Genomic DNA, 15,182 nt, shown 5'->3' with positions numbered 1-15,182 from the left:
AAAAGGAGTCCTTATGTTACACGGTGACATTTCAAGCAGTCTCGACACGGTTGGTGTGGCAGTGGTCAACTACAAGATGCCGCGTCTTCACACCAAGGCCGAAGTGCTCGCCAACGCGCGCAAGATCGCCGAGATGCTCAAGGGTATGAAAATCGGCCTGCCCGGCATGGACCTCGTGATTTTTCCGGAGTACAGCACGCACGGCATCATGTACGACCAGCAGGAGATGTACGACACCGCAGCCGCGGTGCCCGGCGAGGAGACCGAAATCTTCGCTGAAGCGTGCCGCAGCGCCAAGGTGTGGGGCGTGTTCTCGCTCACCGGAGAGCGTCACGAGGAGCATCCGAACAAGGCGCCGTATAACACGCTGATCCTGATGAACGACAAGGGCGAGATCGTGCAGAAGTACCGCAAGATCATGCCATGGGTGCCGATCGAAGGCTGGTATCCCGGGAACTGCACGTATGTGTCGGAAGGCCCGAAGGGACTGAAAATCAGCCTGATCATCTGCGACGACGGCAACTATCCGGAAATCTGGCGTGACTGCGCGATGAAAGGCGCGGAGCTGATCGTACGCTGCCAGGGCTACATGTACCCCGCCAAGGAGCAGCAGGTGCTGATGGCCAAGTCGATGGCGTGGGCGAACAACGTCTACGTAGCAGTCGCCAATGCCGCCGGCTTCGACGGCGTCTACTCGTACTTCGGCCACTCGGCGATCATCGGTTTCGACGGGCGCACGCTCGGCGAATGCGGCGAGGAAGAATTCGGCATCCAGTACGGCGCGCTATCCAAGAGCCTGATCCGCGATGCCCGCAAGAACATGCAGTCGGAAAACCACCTGTACAAGCTGCTGCATCGCGGCTACACCGGCAAGATCAACTCCCGCGAGGAAGCCGACGGCGTGGCCGACTGCCCGTACGACTTCTACTCGAAGTGGATCACCGATCCGGAAGGCACCCGCAAGATGGTCGAGGCGCTCACGCGCAGCACGCCAGGCACCGACGAATGCCCGATCCCAGGGATTCCGAATCCGTCCGATCTGGCACATCGCTAAACGGCCCGGCGGGAGCGACACGCGATGATTACCTACACGTCGATCATAGGCAGTGCGTCCGAACCGCGCATTGCCGATCTGCTGCACTCGCTCGAGCATCAGGGGCTAGTCGATTATGTGACGCTCGCCGCCGACGATATCCGGCGGCACCGCCTGCGCACGCGTACTCAGCGCGGCGACGAATGCGGCATCGCACTCGACCGCGATGCCCATCTCTTCGACGGCGCGGTGCTGCGGCTCGACCGCGATGCGGCGCTGGTCGTGCGTACTGAAGACACCCGTTGGCTGCGACTCGAACCACGCGATGCGGCCGCGGCGCTCGAGCTAGGCTACTTCGCCGGCAACATGCACTGGAAGGTGCGCTTCGATCGGAACGCACTGGAAATCGCGGTCAAGGGCGCGCTTGACGATTATCTGCAACGGCTCACCCCGATGCTCGCGGATCAACGCATTCGCCTCGCAACCGAAGGACTCGCGGGGGGAAAGCATCACCATGCCTGAGACGTCCCCCACTCGCCCACCTGAGGCAATCGCAAACGGGCCCATTAGCCTGCTTGCCAGCCTGCAGCAGTCGGACAGCTTTTTCCCCGGCGGCGCGATGGCGTTCTCGTGGGGTCTCGAAGGCCTCATGCGTGATGCGCTCGTGACTGACGCGACAACGCTGTTTGCGTTCGTCGAATCGCAGGCCTTATCACGCTGGGCGAGTCTGGATCAAGGGCTGATGTGTGGCGCGTGGCGCGCCGGGGACGCATTTGACGTGTGGCATGAAGTTGATGCGCTGGCCGAGGCCATGAGCTTGCCCCCGGCTCTGCGCAACGGCTCGCGCCGTCTCGGCCGCACGTTGGCCGATGTGCATGCGCGGCTCGGTTCGGAAACGGCGAACCGGATTCGCAACGCCATCGCGGCTGGCCGCACACCGGGCCATCTCGTCACCGTCCAAGGCGCGGTGTGGCGCAGCCTTGGTATCGCGGAGGAAGAGGCGCGTGCCATCTCCGCGCACATGACCTGCACGGGCTCAGTGAGTTCGGCCGTGCGTCTGGGCATCGTCGGTCATCTCGACGCGCAGCGCGTTCTAACGCTGCTGCGCGCGCCGCTCGCACGTGTCCTCGCACAGCCGGCGCCACCGCTCGACGACCTGCACGCCGCCACCTTCGCAGCCGACATTGCCGCGCTGCGCAGCCAGACGCACGACGCGCGGCTCTTTGCCAACTAACAGGAAGGAAGACCGCGATGCTGCTGACCCCGACCGAATACGAGCGCCTGACGCTTTTCACCGCCGCACAACTGGCCCGCCGTCATCGCGACAAGGGTCTAAAACTCAATCATCCGGAAGCCGTCGCACTGATTGCGGACGAAATTCTCGAGGGCGCGCGCGAAGGCCGCAGCGTGGCGGACCTGATCGCCTACGGGTCGACGCTGCTATCCGAGGACGACGTGCTGCCCGGCGTCGCCGACCTCGTGCCGATGCTGCAGGTCGAAGGCTCGTTTCCCGATGGCACCAAGCTCGTGACCGTGCATCAGCCGATCCGGCCCGGCACGCAGACACCCGCTGCCGACACCGTAGTACCCGGTGAAATTCTGGCAATGGAAGGGGACATTGAACTGAACGCCGGCCGCGTTCGCACCACCGTGCGTGCCGTCAACACGGGCGACCGGCCGATTCAGGTGGGCAGCCATTTCCATTTCTTCGAAGTCAATCGCGCACTGCGCTTCGACCGCGCCGCCGCGTTCGGCATGCGGCTCGACATCCCGGCAGGCACGGCCGTGCGGTTCGAACCCGGCGACGCCAAGGACGTGACGCTGGTCGCCTTCGGCGGCACGCAGGAAATTTTCGGCCTCAACGGTCTGACGGACGGCGCGCTCGCCGACACCGGCCTACGCGAGGCCGCCCTCGCACGCGCCGCCCAGCGCGGCTTCGAAGGAGCCTGAATGGTTACGATGACACGCCAGGCCTACGCCGAGATGTTCGGGCCGACCACGGGCGACGCAGTACGCCTAGGAGACACGTCGCTCTTCGCCGAGATCGAACATGACTATGCGGTGCCGGGCGACGAATGCCTGCACGGCGGCGGCAAGACACTGCGCGACGGCATGGGCCTGAAAGCCGGGCATGATAGCGCAGACGGTGCACTCGACATGCTGATCTGCAACGCGACGATCATCGATCCGGTGCTTGGCATCGTGAAAGGCGATATCGGTATCAAGGACGGCAGGATCGTGGCGATCGGCAAGGCTGGCAATCCGCAAGTGATGGATGGTGTCGACCCGCGCCTCGTATGCGGCGTCTCGACGACTGTCAAGGATGCCGAAGGACTTATCGCCACCCCAGGCGGTATCGACGTCCACGTGCATTTCGACTCGGCGCAACTCTGCGAACACGCGCTTGCCTCCGGCCTCACCACGCTGATTGGCGGCTCGCTCGGGCCGATCACGGTGGGCATCGATTGCGGCGGCGAGTGGAACGTGGGACGCATGATGCAGGCCTCCGAGCAGTGGCCGCTCAACTTCGGCTTTCTCGGGCGCGGCAACTCGAGCAAACCGGGTTCGTTGCTCGGTCAGCTACGTGGCGGCTGCCTCGGGCTGAAGATCCACGAGGACTGGGGCGCGATGCCCGCGGTAATCAACACATGTCTGACGGTCGCCGACGAATACGACTTTCAGGTGCAGTTGCATAGCGACACACTAAACGAGTCCGGCTTTCTCGAAGACACAGTAGCTGCAATGAAGGACCGCACGATCCATATGTACCACACCGAAGGAGCGGGCGGCGGCCACGCGCCCGACATCATCGCGGTGGCGGGACGGTTGAACTGCCTGCCCTCGTCGACCAATCCGACCAATCCATACACCGTGAACACCTTCGATGAGCACCTCGACATGATCATGGTGTGTCATCACCTGAACCCAGCGGTACCGGAAGATGTCGCGTTCGCCGAATCGCGCATCCGCGCGCAGACGATTTCGGCCGAGGACGTCCTGCACGATCTCGGCGCGATCTCGATGCTCGGTTCGGACAGCCAGGGAATGGGGCGTATCAACGAAGTGATCTGCCGGACGTGGCAACTGGCCTCGAAAATGAAGGACCAGCGCGGACGTCTTTCCAGCGAACGCACTGCACGCGGCGACAACGAGCGGATCAAACGGTACATCGCCAAGTACACGATCAACGCGGCGCGCACTTTCGGCATTGCCGACACGGTCGGCTCGCTCGAGGACGGCAAGCTCGCCGATATTGTGCTGTGGCGGCCCGCATTCTTTGGCATCAAGCCTGAGGTCGTCATCAAGGGCGGCTTTATTGCGTGGGGAGCGATGGGTGATTCCGCCGCTTCGCTGATGACCTGCGAGCCGCTCGCCATGCGGCCGCAATGGGGAGCGTTCGGACGCGCACCCGCCTCGCTTGCTGTCAACTTCGTGAACCGGCTGGCGCTCGAGGCGGATCTGCACGGCCACTTAGGCATCACGCGCAAGCTGGTCGGTGCGCACGGCACACGAAACCTGAGCAAGCGCGACATGCTGCACAACGACGCGTGCCCTTCCATCTCCGTCAATGCGCAGACGTTCGAAGTGTCCGTGGACGGCCAGGTGATCCGCTGCGACCCGGCGCGCGAAGTCCCGCTTAGCCGACGGTACATGTTGCGTTAGACGCATCGCAGGGCATACAGGAGTGTTTCGATGAGCACCGAGTTTAATTTCTCCAGCGGCGAGCCGTTTGCAACAACGCCGTTTGATAACGCCGCGCAGTCCACTGGCCATGCTGCACGCGCGGCCCGCGTCGGCATAGGCGGCCCTGTGGGATCGGGTAAAACGCGCCTGCTCGAACGGTTGATTCCGCGCTTCGCGGCACGCGGTGTCGACCTCGCGATCATCACCAACGATCTCGTCACGCGCGAAGACGCCGACCGGGTACGCCGTAGCGGTCTGATCGATCCGGCACGCGTGCTCGCTGTCGAAACGGGTGCGTGCCCCCATACTGCGATCCGCGAAGACCCAACCCTCAACCTGCAGGCCGCGGACGAACTCGACGCACGTTATGCCGGCTTGCGGCTGGTTCTGATCGAATCGGGCGGCGACAATCTCGCGTCATCGTTCTCGCTCGATCTGGTGGACTACTGGATCTTCGTCATCGACGTCGCAGCCGGTGACGATATCCCGCGCAAACGCGGACTCGGCGTGCTGTCCTGCGATCTGCTGGTGATCAACAAGTTCGACCTCGCGCCGTACGTGGGCGTGGATCTGGAACGGATGGTCGGCGAGGCGCGCGAGGTGCGCAGCGGACGGCCCGTGCTGTTGACTAACTGTGCGACAGGCGCTGGAGTGGATGCGGTCGCCGATGCCATCGTCGAAAACGTGCTCTTCGATGCGCTCTGAGACGCTACCGGGGTACGTCGACGCGGAACCAGCGCAACTCGATCTGTGTTTCGAGCGTGCGGCGTCCGGCAAGACCTGGCTATCACGGCAGCGCGGCGGTTATCCGTTTCATGTCGGGCGTGTCTTGCCGCTAACCCGGCGAATCGCCTCTTCTTCATGTCGCTCCCATGCCAACGCGGAAGTAATCGTGCAATCCTCGTCGGGAGGCCTGTTCGAAAACGACCGCGTGTTCCAGCGCTTCGTAGCAATGCCGCGCGCGCGGGCCACCGTTCGCACAGCAGCGGCAACCATCGTCCACACGATGACACACGGCATCGCACATTCGCGGGTCGCCATCGAAGCCCATCCGGAATCGCGTTTCGACTATCTGCCGCAACCGACCATCCTGTTTCCCGCTGCCTGCCTTCTGAGCACCATCGACGTCGTGTTGCACCGGGCTGCAACGGTTCTCATCGCCGATACGTGGCTCACGCACGACCCCACGCACCAAGCTGCGCGCTTCGGAGTCCTGGATGCAACCCTCAACGTCCGCAACGCCGACTCGCAACTGTTGGCGCGCGACCGATTTCGCCTCGAGCCCGGCGCTGCGCGCGGCTCGCTTACCGGGGTGCGGCAGACGTATGGTGCGCACGGTGGCCTGCTCGTGCTCAGACGCGACGACAGCGACGCAGGCAACGAAGCACTGGCATGCGCCATCAATGCAGCACTCCAGAAGCTCGACATGCCACTCACGACCGCTTATGCCGCAGCAGGTGTGCTGCCAGGCGCATGCGGCACGTTCGTCAGGATGCTGGCCGCCGACAGCATCGCCTTGCGCGCGATCTTTTCCACGGCTGTCGAGGCCGTCCATCTGACGCTCGACAGTTTCCACGAAGGGGCGCCACGCGCGTCCCACGCGTCCCAGAACCGCAACTGAGAGGTATGCCGTGACACTTCGCCGTCCGTCCAGGGCCGATCTGATCGATATCAGCCAGGCCCGTCATCTGTCTCTGACCGAAGTCGAACTCGACCAGTATTCCGAACCCGTCCGGCGAGCCGCGCACGCGTACGAGCAGGGAGGCGCATGACGAGAGCGCCACTTACGCCGGCCGGCGCGCCGCTGGACGCGTGGCGTGTCGCGCAGGAGCCCTGGTATCAGCCGGTCGATCACGAACTGGCATGGTTCGAAGCCGCTTACCATGCGCGATTGCCGATCATGCTCAAAGGTCCGACCGGCTGCGGCAAGACGCGGCTGGTCGAACACATGGCCTGGCGGCTCAAGCGCCCGCTCGTGACGATTGCCTGTCACGAAGACATGAATGCCGGCGATCTTGTTGGCCGCTACCTGCTCGACGGAAACGGCACCTACTGGCAAGACGGACCGCTTACTCAAGCCGTCAGGCATGGGGCGATCTGTTACCTCGATGAAGTGGTCGAAGCGCGGCAGGACACGACTGTGGTCATTCATCCGCTGACCGATTCGCGTCGAATTCTGCCGATCGACAAGTGCGGCGAGCTGATCACCGCGCATCCGGATTTCACCCTGGTGATCTCGTTCAATCCGCACTATCAGCATGTGTCGAAGAACCTGAAGCCGTCGACGCGTCAGCGCTTTGTTGCGCTCGACCTCAGCTGGCCGGATGCGCAGACCGAAGCCGCGATCGTTGCGCATGAGGGCGGTGTGCCCCACGCAGTGGCCGAAAAGCTCGTGACGATTGCAACGCGCACCCGCATGCTTGACGATCCCGCGTTGCCCGAAGGCGCTTCGACACGCATGCTGATCTACGCGGCGACGTTGATCGCGCATGGCATGGATGCGTTGGCCGCGTGCCGGATCGGCATCATCCAGCCACTTGGCGACGACGCCGATCTGTGTGCCGCGCTGATGGCAACAGCCAGTGGCGTGTTCGGATGAACGCCGGCGCGGCAATGGCGACGGCGACGCGCCAGGGCATCGCCAAGACGCCCAGCACGATCACTACGCGTGAGGCCATTTCGCTCAACCGCTTCGAGCGGACGCTCGGTTTGTATCTGCGCGCCGCATGGCAGCTGAACGCTCCTGTGCAGGCACTCGTGCGCAATGAAGAAGCAGTTGCACAACCCTGCCCGATTGTCACCGACACCGCACTGATGCTGCCGCGTGAACATGAGGCCGAGAGTCTGGACGACGCGCGCCATTTCTACCTGGCATGTGCCGCCCATGCAGCAGCCCACCTCACCTATTCGACCGTGCGCTTCGATCCCGCCAAACTGCGGCCGTTGCAGTTGACGCTGGTTGGCGTGATCGAAGACGCACGGGTCGAGCGGCTCGCAATGGCGCGCTATCCAGGCTTGCGGCGCTGGTGGCTGCCATTTCATAGAACGGGTCCGGAGAGCGCGGGCACCGCGGCTGCTCTGATCGCAAGACTTGCGCGCGCTCTGCTGGACCCGGGATACGTCGATCGAGACGGCTGGGTCACGAATGGCCGCGCCTTGTTCGAAGAGGCGTTCAGGAGAACAGATGGAACGGACCCCACCATCTCGCGCCATCTCGGCAACCTGCTGGGCAACGATCTCGGCCAGATGCGCATCCAGTTCAACGCGAAGACGTATGCCCCGGAAGCCGTCTATCGCGATGACAACAGCCTGCTATGGGACTTGCCCCCGACACCCATCGCGCCGGCATCCGGCGATGCAACACCCGAGCGCAATGTCGCGCCACAGGAAAGCGAAGGAACCGGCGAAGTTCCACCCAAAGAACCAACGCCGCCCAAACGGATTGCGAATACCCCCGGCGACACACCAACAGCCGCTGCTGCACACGATGAGGAACTGGCCACGCGCATCGTATCCTTGCATCGCTACCCTGAGTGGGACTACGTGATCCGGCGCTATCGCGGCAACTGGTGCAGCGTCGAATCATTGCGTCTCGACGCCGCCATGCCAGAGCGTCCGGTCCTTGACGATCGCACAACATCGGCACAGCGCATCAGGGCGATGCTCAATTCGACACGGGAGCGCGCCGTCACCGGCAGGACTCGCGAGTTCGAAGGCGATCTGCTCGATCTCGATGCATGCATCGCTGGGCGCATTGATGCGATGCGCGGCGAGCGGGACCGTTTCAAGGGCTTCGTCGTGCCCCGACTGCAAGCGCGCGGTGCGCCGCTTGCGATCCTGCTGGACCTCTCGGCGTCGAATGCGTTCGACGGGCGCATCGATACCGTGCTCGACGTCGCTCGCATACTTGGACAAGCGCTAAACACGGGTGACCGGCCTTATGCGATGTACGGCTTTCATTCCGATGGGCGGCATCGCGTGCGCTTTCACGTGTTCAAAGACTTCGACGAGATGTGGAGCGCGTCGACCGAGGCCTACCTCGCGCGGATTCGTCCAGGCCTGTCCACGCGCTTCGGCGCGGCACTGCGGCATACCGGTGCAAAGGTTAGCCAGGAGGCCGCGCGCATGGGCTTCTCCAGAGCCAGCCTGTTGACGGTGTCCGACGGCATGCCGTTCGATATCGATGTCTTCGATTCACGCTATCTGCGTGAGGACACGCGGCGTGCATTGAACGAGCTTGCGGTGCGGGGCATCCGGTGCGGATGTCTTGCCCTCGATCCGCAGACACTCGATGACGCCAAAGCGCTATTCGGCCGACGCCGGGTTGCACCTCTCAACGACCTGCATGGTTTGCCGTCGGCGCTGGGCGCGCTTATATCTGCCACTTGATGATCCGGCAACACTACAATACCGCTTGATACGCCAAGGCCGGCAGACAGTTCGCAGCGTGCGTATTAAGTGCATGCGGAACCGCGGCGGAGAACGGCCTGCTCACGACTGAGAGGATCTATGTTCGACGGCATCTTCCACATCGTGACGGATCGGGACGGACACCGTCATTTCTATGTCTATACCGACAGCGCCTTCGTCGCCACGCTTCTCGTCATAGCGCTGCTGTTGTTGATCGCCATCGTCAGCACGCTCGGTTACTACGTCACACGCTTCATCATGCTGCGGATCGTCGCCCGCCTTGCGCGCGGCGAACGCCGCATGTGGCTACGTTCTGCCGAGAAACACAAGGTATTCGACCGACTCGCGCCGCTCGTGCCGGCGTACCTCCTCTATCTGTCCGCCCCGCTGCTATCGGGTCTGTCGTTTCCAGTGGTCTACCTGCTGGGCGCACCGCTCGAAACGCTCTCCGCGTGCTACATGGTTCTGACGACGCTGCGCGCCGCGTTCGCATTCCTCGCCAGTATTGAAGACCGCTATAGCCACTACCCGCACGCAGCCGAGCGGCCCATCAAGAGCTTCCTGCAGGTCACCACGATTGCCCTGTACATCGCAGCACTGATCGCGCTCATCTCCCTGCTGCTGCATCGCTCGCCAGCCTATTTCCTCACCGGTGTGAGCGCGATGACCGCGCTTCTGATCATCATCTTTCGCGATTCGCTGCTGGGTTTCGTGGCAAGTATCCAGCTGGCTGCCTATGACATGTTGCGCGTAGGCGACTGGATCGAAGTGCCAGGCTTCGTCGCGGACGGCACGGTTATCGACATTGCCCTGAATACGATCAAGGTGCAGAACTTCGACAATTCCATCGTGACGATACCAAGCTATGTATTGCTAACCAATGGCGTCAAGAACTGGCGCGGCATGGTCGAATCGGGAGGACGGCGTCTCAAGCATCCGATTCACATGGACGTCGACAGCATCCGGTTTTGCGACGATGAAATGCTCGCAAAGCTGAGCGCAAGTACTGATCTGATGGCGCCCCTGAGCCTCACGAACGAGGGCCCGCGCCTCACCAATCTCGGCCTGTTTCGCCACTATCTGGTCGGATATTTCCGCCAGCATCCCGCGGTTCGAACCGATATGCCGCTCATCGTCAGGCTCCTGCAGGCGACGGAATTCGGCGTACCGCTGGAGGTATTCCTGTTCGTCAACGACACCGACTGGCATTCTTATGAACGCATCCAGTCGGATATGCTCGACCACGTCTACGGGATTGTGCCGCTGTTCGGCTTACGCGTCTGGCAGAAGCGCTAGCGGCTAACAGCTAGCTGCGGTCCCGCTTCGCAGCCACATTATTTGCCGGTCCACACCACATCGCGATTTACCGCATACAACCGGCACCCGGCGTGTCCGTTTGCGCAGTAAGCCAGTGCGTCGTTGATCGGATCGATCCCCCATGCGTAGCCCCAGGCGCCGTCCGGCGCGATCGCAAAAGCACGCGGAGTGCGCAGGCTCAGAAACTTCGTGTACATCCGGCGACCGCGTTCGCTCAGATAAGGCACGGCGGAGACGTCCGCTAGTGCGGCGAATTTCGTGCTGGGCGGTTCCGACTCGAGCCGCGGCCAGACCACCATGTTGTCCACCGCATAGAGCTGGCAATAGCGCGTGAGCTTCCAGCACCTGTCCATTGCACTCAGGCTGGGATCGAAACCGCCCGATATGTAAACCGCACTCGTCGAACCGATTGCGATGGCGCGTGGGAGTGGTGCGGCGAGAAAGTGGCGATACACATCGTCGCGTTGCTTTTCGGTCAGAAACGGCACCGCGTCAAGGTCGTTGATGTCGGCATATGCGCTGGCTGCACGCGCTCGATCCGGCAAGTACTCGGGGTCGACTTCCTGGCTCGGCATGCCGATGCTTGCAAGAAACGAGTCGGCCTTCTGCACCCACAACGGCAGCCCGGCCCCGGAGGCGGTCATCGCATGGGCGTCCTTCTGGAACACACCGTAGTCGACCAGTTCCGCATGGGCACCCGCTGCGGTGTACTGTTTGAACATTGCCTGCCACGTGGGCGTGGCGAAGATCTGGTCGTTCTCGCCGAAGAACCAGATCGAAGGTAATTTCGTCTGCGCGCCGAACTGCTGTGCAGCGCTAATCAGGCTCGCATCCGGGCTTTTGCAGTCGGACTCCTTCACGCCTCCAGCGAAGCTGATAAGTCCCTTGACGTCAGGTGGATTGAGCGAGCCGAACGCAAGCGTATTCCATCCGCCCATGCTCTTGCCGGCCACCACGATATGCGAAGTATCGATACCGGGTAGCTGCTTCACATAGTCGAGCACGTTGCGAATATCGCGCGCCGAATCGAGTCCGAGCGCCGCGACGTCGCAGCCATGCGGCCTCGGATAGCCCTCGGAACCGGCATAGCCACGCATCATCGGCAGCGCAACCGCATAGCCGCGTGAAAGGAAATAGTAGGGAATAAAGTTATCGGCGACGCGCGGCGTGTTGCGCAGATCGTGCGACGCGCCATGATTCACGATCACGAGCGGAAACGGGCCGCCGTGCGACGGCATGAACAGCGTCACCTGCAGATGCAGCGGCGGCGACGATTCGACCGGCACGCTCAGCAACTGTTCATTGAGCGGCGCGCGTGGCGCGCTATCGGGCTCGATCGTGACGGACGTCGCGGCGAACCCTGGCCGCGTCGACGCCGCAAACAGCACACATAGCAACAAAACGAATGACGAAATCGAACGCAACATACGCGGCTGGTTTTAGTTGTTAGCGCGAGGAGGCTTGAATCAGGTTGAGACCAAGGCAGTACCTGCCTGCTCCCGTTTAACGGCAAGCCCCGGCAAAACTGAATAGCCGCGAGCGCTCAGGGCGAGCGCCCGACCCTCTCTTAACGCTAACAACCTCAACCCGGCGAGCGCGCAGCGACATTCATACAAAACCTGCGCGCTCGCCCGCACCGACGACTACCGCTCCACCGCGTGAGGCTCCTTGAGCTTGTTGGCCACGCGGATCGCATCGAAGTAAGCCGCATTAGGCGGACGCTTCAGATACTGGCCCGCGCCGCGTACGGCCCGCAGGTCGCCATCGGTCCACGCCAACGCGCCGCGCGTCAGCGTGTGTGTCGCGACGCCCTGCACCGTCATACCTTCGAACACGTTGAAATCGACCTTCTGGTGATGCGTCTTGACCGAAATCGTCTTGCTGGCGGTTGGATCCCAAACCACCAGATCTGCATCCGCGCCCACTTGCACCGCCCCCTTGCGCGGATACAGGTTGAAAATCTGCGCCGCATTGGTCGAGGTAATGCGCACGAACTCGTTAGGCGTGAGACGCCCCGAATTCACGCCGTGATGCCAGAGCACCGACATGCGGTCTTCCACCCCGCCGCAGCCGTTTGGTATCTTCGTGAAGTCTTCGCGCCCCATGGCCTTTTGCGAGGCGCAGAACACGCAGTGATCGGTAGCGGTAGTGTGCAACTGCCCCGCTTGCAGTCCGCTCCATAGCGCCTCGCGATGCTCGGCAGAACGGAACGGCGGGCTCATCACGTGCGCCGCGGCACGCGTCCAGTCCGGATCGCGATAGACGGCCTCGTCGATCACGAGATGCCCCGGCAAGACTTCGCCGAATACCCGCAGGCCTTCGCTGCGCGCCCGCGCAATTGCGTCGGCCGCATCTTTCGACGACACGTGGACGATATACACCGGCACCCCCAGCACCTGCGCAATACGAATCGCCCGGTTAGCGGCCTCGCCTTCCACTTCAGGCGGCCGCGAAAGCGGATGCGCTTCCGGCCCGGTGATACCACGCGCGAGCAACTGACGCTGCAACTGGAACACCAGTTCGCCGTTTTCCGCATGGACGGTGGGCAGTGCGCCAAGTTCGAGCGAACGCGCGAAGCTGTTCACCAGCACTTCGTCGTCGGCCATGATGGCGTTCTTGTAGGCCATGAAGTGCTTGAAACTCGACACCCCATGCTCATGCACGAGCGTGCCCATGTCGCGATGCACGGATTCGTCCCACCAGGTCACCGCTACGTGAAAGCCGTAATCGGCCGAGGCTTTCTCGGCCCAGCCGCGCCACGCATGAAACGCCTCCATCAGCGACTGGCGCGGACTCGGAATCACGAAGTCGATGATGCTCGTGGTGCCGCCCGACAAACCTGCTGCCGTGCCCGTATAGAAGTCGTCGCTTGCAGTGGTGCCCATGAAGGGCAATTCCATGTGCGTATGCGGGTCGACGCCCCCCGGCATCACATACTGTCCATGCGCGTCCACAATCGACGCACCCGCAGGCGCCTCCAGTTCCGGGCCAACCTGCAGGATCGTGCCGCCGTCCTGCGGGTCCGCGCACAACACGTCTGCCCGCCAGCTACGGTCCGCGTCGATTACCGTGCCCCCGCGAATCAGGATCGTCATCTTGCTGCCTCCTCATTGACTGCTACGTATTCATTGCCCTTGCTGCTGCATCGGAAAGGCACGGGTGGTATCAACATCCGCGCCTCTTCCATGCCTGCCTCATGCGCTGGCAACCCGCGCACTCGGCCCTTTGCTGAATTTCATCCACGCGGTGTAGACGATGGACGCGAGTGCAAGACCCACGAACCACGCATACGTGTAGAGCGTATTGAAGAACGCCGGCACGTTAGGGAACGTCGCCGGAAACGCGGTATGCAGAAAACCCGGCAGATTCGGCAAGACCCCCACCAGTAGCGCCACCACGGCGCCGATATTCCAGCCACCGGTGTAACTGTACTCGCCGTTCTCGTCGAACAGTTCGCGCTGATCGAGCTCTGTACCGCGAATCAGAAAGTAATCCACCATGAGGATGCCGGCCACCGGTCCGAGCAAGGCCGAATAGCCCACCAGCCACGTGAAAATATAGCCCTGCGTCGTCGCCAGAATCTTCCACGGCATCATCACGATCGCGATGGTCGCGGTAATCATGCCGCCCACGCGATACGAAATACCTTTGGGCCACAGGCTCGAAAAATCATACGCGGGCCCGACCAGGTTGGCCGCGAGGTTGCAGCACATCGTATCGAGCGTCAGGATCACGAGCGCAACGCCTACGCCAATGCCGGTCATGCGGCTCGTGAGATCGATAGGATCCCAGATCGCTTTGCCGTAGATCACCACGGTAGCCGAGGTCACCACCACGGAAATGACCGAGAGCAACGCCATCGGCGCGGGCAAGCCGATCGACTGGCCGATGATCTGATCGCGCTGCGAGCGGGCAAAGCGCGTGAAGTCAGGAATGTTCAGCGCAAGCGTGGCCCAGAAGCCCACCATCGCGGTAAGCCCCGGCCAGAACGTCGCCCAGAACAGGCCTTCCTTCTTCCCGCCAGCTACGAACTGCGACGGCGCCGAGAGCATCGAACCGATTCCGCCGGCTTTCGAGGTCGCCCACCACACGAGCGCAATACACATCACCACCTTGATCGGCGCCGACCAGCTTTCCAGCCAGCGGATCGAGTCGGTGCCATGCACAATGAAGTAGATCTGCAGGGCCCAGAACACAAGGAAACACGCCAGCTGCCCAAGCGAAATATCGAGGAACGGCAGCGCATCGCCATGCAGTGCATTGCCGGTCAGGATATTGAGCAGCGTATAGATCGCGCTGCCGCCAAGCCACGTTTGAATCCCGTACCAGCCGCAAGCGACAATCGCACGCAGCATGGCCGGCAATTTCGCCCCTTGCGTGCCGAACGACGAACGCACCAGCACCGCATACGGAATGCCGTGTTTCGCCCCGGCATGCCCGATCAGCAGCATCGGCACGAGCACGATCAGGTTGCCGAGCAGCACGGTAACAACCGCCTGCCACGGCGACATGCCCTGCTCCGTCAAGCCGGCGGCGAGCATGTACGAAGCGATATTCATCACCATCCCCACCCACAGCGCGGCGAAGTGATACCACTTCCATGTGCGCTGCGCGACGCCGGTTGGAGCCAGGTCGTCGTTGTAAAGGCTGCTGGCTTGCGCGCCGGCCGCTAGCTGCGGATCGACGGTTTGCGCTGTCTGCTTCATTGAAGTATCTCCACTTCGTCGTTGTGGCCTGC

At 62.5% G+C, this 15,182-nt stretch carries 14 protein-coding genes; 11 read left to right on the top strand and 3 right to left on the bottom strand.

The window, feature by feature from the left end:
* Positions 1 to 13: 13 nt before the first annotated feature.
* From P3T20_RS26275 to P3T20_RS26225, 11 genes are all read left to right on the top strand, one after another.
* Positions 14 to 1,054 carry an aliphatic amidase gene (locus tag P3T20_RS26275; RefSeq protein WP_074264041.1) on the top strand — a complete coding sequence of 347 codons (1,041 nt, stop codon included), beginning with the start codon at positions 14 to 16 and terminating at the stop codon, positions 1,052 to 1,054.
* 24 nt (positions 1,055 to 1,078) lie between these two features.
* Positions 1,079 to 1,555, top strand: a complete 477-nt coding sequence (gene ureE, locus P3T20_RS26270; RefSeq protein ID WP_074264040.1) for an urease accessory protein UreE — start codon at positions 1,079 to 1,081, stop codon at positions 1,553 to 1,555.
* Positions 1,548 to 2,267 (top strand): urease accessory protein UreF, encoded by a 720-nt coding sequence (locus P3T20_RS26265; RefSeq protein ID WP_074264039.1) that lies wholly within the window; start codon positions 1,548 to 1,550, stop codon positions 2,265 to 2,267. Before ureE ends, P3T20_RS26265 begins: the two co-directional genes overlap by 8 nt.
* 17 nt (positions 2,268 to 2,284) lie before the next feature.
* Positions 2,285 to 2,983: an urease subunit beta gene (gene ureB / locus P3T20_RS26260; protein WP_074264038.1), complete on the top strand. Its 699-nt coding sequence runs from the start codon at positions 2,285 to 2,287 to the stop codon at positions 2,981 to 2,983.
* A 9-nt stretch (positions 2,984 to 2,992) separates the two neighbouring features.
* A complete protein-coding gene (gene ureC / locus P3T20_RS26255; RefSeq protein ID WP_302050857.1) occupies positions 2,993 to 4,696 on the top strand; it encodes an urease subunit alpha in 1,704 nt (567 codons plus the stop codon).
* A gap of 30 nt (positions 4,697 to 4,726) precedes the next feature.
* Positions 4,727 to 5,422, top strand: coding sequence for an urease accessory protein UreG (ureG, locus tag P3T20_RS26250; protein WP_074264036.1), 696 nt, complete (start codon positions 4,727 to 4,729; stop codon positions 5,420 to 5,422).
* On the top strand, positions 5,412 to 6,338 hold the full coding sequence (locus tag P3T20_RS26245) for an urease accessory protein UreD (protein ID WP_429288275.1): 927 nt from the start codon (positions 5,412 to 5,414) through the stop codon (positions 6,336 to 6,338). The genes ureG and P3T20_RS26245 overlap by 11 nt, the downstream gene beginning before the upstream one ends.
* A gap of 10 nt (positions 6,339 to 6,348) precedes the next feature.
* On the top strand, positions 6,349 to 6,489 hold the full coding sequence (locus tag P3T20_RS26240) for a hypothetical protein (protein ID WP_429288274.1): 141 nt from the start codon (positions 6,349 to 6,351) through the stop codon (positions 6,487 to 6,489).
* Positions 6,486 to 7,316, top strand: a complete 831-nt coding sequence (locus P3T20_RS26235; RefSeq protein WP_074264034.1) for a CbbQ/NirQ/NorQ/GpvN family protein — start codon at positions 6,486 to 6,488, stop codon at positions 7,314 to 7,316. The genes P3T20_RS26240 and P3T20_RS26235 overlap by 4 nt, the downstream gene beginning before the upstream one ends.
* A complete protein-coding gene (locus P3T20_RS26230; protein ID WP_429288273.1) occupies positions 7,313 to 9,106 on the top strand; it encodes a nitric oxide reductase activation protein NorD in 1,794 nt (597 codons plus the stop codon). The genes P3T20_RS26235 and P3T20_RS26230 overlap by 4 nt, the downstream gene beginning before the upstream one ends.
* Positions 9,107 to 9,226: 120 nt before the next feature.
* The gene (locus P3T20_RS26225; RefSeq protein WP_429288272.1) at positions 9,227 to 10,423 is read left to right on the top strand and encodes a mechanosensitive ion channel family protein; all 1,197 of its coding nucleotides are present in this window, start codon (positions 9,227 to 9,229) and stop codon (positions 10,421 to 10,423) included.
* 38 nt (positions 10,424 to 10,461) lie between these two features.
* On the opposite strand, the gene P3T20_RS26220 is transcribed toward P3T20_RS26225, so the two are convergent.
* From P3T20_RS26220 to P3T20_RS26210, 3 genes are all read right to left on the bottom strand, one after another.
* Positions 10,462 to 11,871: a dienelactone hydrolase family protein gene (locus P3T20_RS26220; protein WP_074264032.1), complete on the bottom strand. Its 1,410-nt coding sequence runs from the start codon at positions 11,869 to 11,871 to the stop codon at positions 10,462 to 10,464.
* 216 nt (positions 11,872 to 12,087) lie between these two features.
* On the bottom strand, positions 12,088 to 13,539 hold the full coding sequence (gene hydA / locus P3T20_RS26215; RefSeq protein WP_429288271.1) for a dihydropyrimidinase: 1,452 nt from the start codon (positions 13,537 to 13,539) through the stop codon (positions 12,088 to 12,090).
* Positions 13,540 to 13,638: 99 nt separating this feature from the next.
* Positions 13,639 to 15,150 carry an NCS1 family nucleobase:cation symporter-1 gene (locus tag P3T20_RS26210; protein ID WP_074264030.1) on the bottom strand — a complete coding sequence of 504 codons (1,512 nt, stop codon included), beginning with the start codon at positions 15,148 to 15,150 and terminating at the stop codon, positions 13,639 to 13,641.
* Positions 15,151 to 15,182: the final 32 nt, after the last annotated feature.

This window comes from Paraburkholderia sp. GAS206C (assembly GCF_050435645.1).
Lineage (GTDB): Bacteria > Pseudomonadota > Gammaproteobacteria > Burkholderiales > Burkholderiaceae > Paraburkholderia > Paraburkholderia phenazinium_B.
Note: the sequence above shows the minus strand (reverse complement) of the source record. Positions and strands in the feature narration are given on the sequence as shown.

Bases quoted from the DNA above. Each gene is read 5' to 3' on its own strand.
- ureC (WP_302050857.1), top strand. From the start codon at position 2,993: ATGACACGCCAGGCCTACGCCGAGATGTTCGGGCCGACCACGGGCGAC.
- ureE (WP_074264040.1), top strand. From the start codon at position 1,079: ATGATTACCTACACGTCGATCATAGGCAGTGCGTCCGAACCGCGCATT.
- P3T20_RS26220 (WP_074264032.1), bottom strand. From the start codon at position 11,871: ATGTTGCGTTCGATTTCGTCATTCGTTTTGTTGCTATGTGTGCTGTTT.
- P3T20_RS26265 (WP_074264039.1), top strand. From the start codon at position 1,548: ATGCCTGAGACGTCCCCCACTCGCCCACCTGAGGCAATCGCAAACGGG.
- P3T20_RS26225 (WP_429288272.1), top strand. From the start codon at position 9,227: ATGTTCGACGGCATCTTCCACATCGTGACGGATCGGGACGGACACCGT.
- P3T20_RS26245 (WP_429288275.1), top strand. From the start codon at position 5,412: ATGCGCTCTGAGACGCTACCGGGGTACGTCGACGCGGAACCAGCGCAA.
- P3T20_RS26210 (WP_074264030.1), bottom strand. From the start codon at position 15,150: ATGAAGCAGACAGCGCAAACCGTCGATCCGCAGCTAGCGGCCGGCGCG.
- P3T20_RS26235 (WP_074264034.1), top strand. From the start codon at position 6,486: ATGACGAGAGCGCCACTTACGCCGGCCGGCGCGCCGCTGGACGCGTGG.
- ureG (WP_074264036.1), top strand. From the start codon at position 4,727: ATGAGCACCGAGTTTAATTTCTCCAGCGGCGAGCCGTTTGCAACAACG.
- hydA (WP_429288271.1), bottom strand. From the start codon at position 13,539: ATGACGATCCTGATTCGCGGGGGCACGGTAATCGACGCGGACCGTAGC.
- ureB (WP_074264038.1), top strand. From the start codon at position 2,285: ATGCTGCTGACCCCGACCGAATACGAGCGCCTGACGCTTTTCACCGCC.
- P3T20_RS26275 (WP_074264041.1), top strand. From the start codon at position 14: ATGTTACACGGTGACATTTCAAGCAGTCTCGACACGGTTGGTGTGGCA.
- P3T20_RS26230 (WP_429288273.1), top strand. From the start codon at position 7,313: ATGAACGCCGGCGCGGCAATGGCGACGGCGACGCGCCAGGGCATCGCC.